At 31.2% G+C, this 2,620-nt stretch carries 4 protein-coding genes; all 4 read right to left on the bottom strand.

The features are described 5' to 3' along the window. Window positions 1-208, bottom strand: a 208-nt coding sequence (locus Q0V09_RS10530; protein ID WP_297489379.1) for a hypothetical protein, incomplete at its 3' end; no start/stop codon positions are given. Further along, a complete protein-coding gene (locus Q0V09_RS10535) occupies window positions 208-1,083 on the bottom strand; it encodes a major capsid family protein (protein ID WP_297489383.1) in 876 nt (291 codons plus the stop codon). The genes Q0V09_RS10530 and Q0V09_RS10535, both read right to left, overlap by 1 nt. Window positions 1,084-1,107: 24 nt before the next feature. Then, on the bottom strand, window positions 1,108-1,515 hold the full coding sequence (locus Q0V09_RS10540) for a hypothetical protein (RefSeq protein WP_297489385.1): 408 nt from the start codon (window positions 1,513-1,515) through the stop codon (window positions 1,108-1,110). Beyond that, complete coding sequence (locus Q0V09_RS10545; RefSeq protein ID WP_297489388.1) at window positions 1,515-2,612, bottom strand: DUF2213 domain-containing protein; 1,098 nt, start codon at window positions 2,610-2,612, stop codon at window positions 1,515-1,517. The genes Q0V09_RS10540 and Q0V09_RS10545 overlap by 1 nt, the downstream gene beginning before the upstream one ends. Window positions 2,613-2,620: the final 8 nt, after the last annotated feature.

Consider the following 2,620-nt stretch of genomic DNA (forward strand, 5'->3'; position numbering starts at 1 on the left):
CATCTGTAGTTTCTTTCTCTTTAATCTCTTCAATAGTTAATAACCCTGTTTTAATTCTCTTAGCTATAGATTCTGCTTTTTCCCAAGCTTTAAAACTTTTTAATTCTGTTGTAGATAATTCTCGTGTTGTAATTTCTCCTGGAGGAAAAGCATATCCCATTTGATAAAAAATATTTGTTGTTTTATTGATAACTTTTATTTTGGCCATTATAGTGCCCCCTCATATTTTGTTATTGATTGTGGTTGTAAAATTAAAATACTTGATAGATGTTCTTCCATTAAGTGAATCTCTGTTAGTTTATCTGTATATGTTTCTGTTAATTGAGCTGGTAAATCTAAAATATATCCAAAGTTTGTTGGTCTATCTTCAACGATTGTTGCTGTTCCATACTCTGCAATTGACACAATTTTTTTAAACCATTTTCTACCTTCTAAAATTTCTAAAGTAGATTTAGGTTCTTTATCTGAATATGGCTTATATAATAAATCGTGTAAGTCTTTATCTAACCAAAATGATTCTGCTTCAAATTTTCCACCTGTTGTATGAGCTGCCCAACCTTTTCTAATTTCTTCTAAGATTTGTGCTCCTGTTAAAGTTGCCCATTTAGCAGCGGCTGTTACAATATTAACCCCTTCTGCTGTATCAAGTCCCTCTAATCCTAACTCAGTTAATCCTTTTTTTAAAAATGTTTCTTCTGTTTTTCCCATTATTTGCATTGCAGCTAAAGCTTTATTTGCAAATTTTGTTTTTCCTTTTGTATATAGATCTTTATCCTGTCTAGTTATTTGTAATGAAGTTGAGATCCATTTCATAGGAACAGAATCTCTTTTTGTATCTAATACTACTGTTGGTGCTTCATCAGGTCTAGTATCTGTTATTTGAGCCTGGCCTTTAAAATATCCTCTGTTAAAAAATACTCTTTCTGATGTTACATCAATTCCATCAACATCTGTTATTAAAGGAATTAGTGAAGCTATAACCATAGGAATCTGTCTACTTGTTATAACTTCTATTAAAGCTCCAGATAAGACATCTCTTATTGGATTCGTTGCTGAGTTATTTATTTTTGCTACATCTTTCATTTTTTATATCCTCCGAATTTTATATTATCTTAATCTTAAAATTGCATATCCATCTGTTTCTGATGATGTCTCAAATACTCCCTCAATATCATCATATGAAGCTGTAGTACTTTTAGCGAACTTTCCACCCTCTCCACAAGCTGCTTTATCTCCAGCTACAACAGGAGATGATACTTGAACATAAACAAATCCTCTTGTTAAAATTACTGGTGTTGTTTGATTTCCCCATTGTTGTTCATCATAAGAGTTTGTCTGTTTAAAAAGAGCTACTCCTAAAAATTGTCCTCCTGTATTCATCAATTTACATTGAGTTTCTTTGTTGGTCCCTCTCATTACTCCAGCACCAAACGGAATAATCTCTTCTGAATAACTATATTTAAACTCTTTAGTTACTCCAGTTCTTGCAATATGACCTGCCATTCTCACTTTCATTATTTATTTCCTCCTTTTCTAGCATTAAGCCAAGTACTTGCTAAATCATCTTTAGCATTTTCTTTTTGCTCATTTTTTACAATTGTTTGGATTGGATCTTTAGAGTTTGTTTTAATTGTTGCTAAATAAACACCCTCAATAAAATTAACGTCCTTCCCTTCAATATCTATAGTCGAATTTTGCTTAATTACAGCCTTCTTTATATCTAACTCATTCATTTTTTCAATTCCTGGGATATCAACACCATTTTCTTTAACTGTACCAATTAAAGTAATTCTAGAATTAACTCTTTCTTCTATTTCTGTCTCCATTCCATTAATTTTAGCTTGCAGACCTACTGAGTTTTGCTTTTCTACTGCGAGTTCTCCTTGTAACTTCCCATTTTCTGCTGTTAAAGTTCCATTTGTTGTTGATAAAGTTGCATTTTCACCATTTAATCTAATAGCTTCTGCATAAATCTCTTGTTCTGTCATATCTTTTCCATTAATTTTCCAAACTGCCATTTGCTCAACTCCTTTTGAATTTTGTTTTTTTAAATTTAAACCTGTACTATATGCTAAATTACTATCATTTGAATTAAACTTAGTAATCTTTGCTTCCTCTCCTGCTCTAGCATCATTAACAATTGCTAGATGATTGTATCTTATATTTCTTTGGATGTGTGTATAGCTCTCATTATTTGCTGTAAATCCCGCTATTTTCTCCATATCACAATAATAACCAGTAGATAATTTATCTTTTCCACTTTGAATATCTATAATTAGATCTGCATCTAATATTTTTGCTTTAATAACAAGCTGATTATCTTCAATTCCTAAACTTTCAATAACCATTCCTTTGGCATACTCAGTAGCATTTCTAGAGTTCACAAACTCCCAAGGATGTGAGTTAGTAATAGGAACACCTACAATGTGTTTACTAGAAAGTTCTAACTCTTCTATAGGGATTATTTCTTTTGTTATTTCACCAGTCCACCAATCAATATATTCAAGTGGCTTATCAGCAATAGCTGCGACCCCTTCAATAGTCATAAAACCATCAGAATCAATATCATTCATTTTCTTAACATTAAATTCTAAATTTCTTAAAATATTCATAAATCACC

This window comes from uncultured Cetobacterium sp. (genome assembly GCF_947039425.1).
Taxonomy (GTDB): domain Bacteria; phylum Fusobacteriota; class Fusobacteriia; order Fusobacteriales; family Fusobacteriaceae; genus Cetobacterium_A.

Coding starts and splice junctions, on each gene's coding strand:
- Q0V09_RS10535 (WP_297489383.1), bottom strand. CDS start 1,083: ATGAAAGATGTAGCAAAAATAAATAACTCAGCAACGAATCCAATAAGA.
- Q0V09_RS10545 (WP_297489388.1), bottom strand. CDS start 2,612: ATGAATATTTTAAGAAATTTAGAATTTAATGTTAAGAAAATGAATGAT.
- Q0V09_RS10540 (WP_297489385.1), bottom strand. CDS start 1,515: ATGAAAGTGAGAATGGCAGGTCATATTGCAAGAACTGGAGTAACTAAA.